The sequence below is a fragment of the Paraburkholderia sp. SIMBA_054 genome (genome assembly GCF_046534875.1).
GTDB lineage: Bacteria > Pseudomonadota > Gammaproteobacteria > Burkholderiales > Burkholderiaceae > Paraburkholderia > Paraburkholderia hospita.
In genome coordinates, this window is sequence record NZ_JAWRXV010000698.1 from 1 (window position 1) to 275 (window position 275).

A 275-nucleotide genomic window follows, 5' to 3' on the forward strand; every position below is an offset into this window, starting at 1 on the left:
GTCGCCGTGCGCGAAAAGGTTATGATCTGGCGCATGTCACCGTTGAACCGTGCCAGCACGGCATCGGCAAGTTCCGTGTGCTCCGTCATGCCGTCCAGAGCAAGCAGCGTTTCTTCAAGAAGTTCACGACCAAGCCGCGCGCCGCCCGCATGATCGCTCAACATGAAGCCGCGCCCGCCGATAATCTCGAAGGCGTCTTCTTCTCTTCTGACGAACACCGAGCCGGTGCCGAGAATAACGATGGCGCCGTCTTTCTGACCGAGCGCACCTTGCAG

1 pseudogene is annotated in these 275 nt (G+C 60.0%); it reads right to left on the reverse strand.

From position 1 onward, the window contains the following. A pseudogene (locus SB822_RS56895) lies at positions 1–275 on the reverse strand (hypothetical protein); the annotation flags it as partial.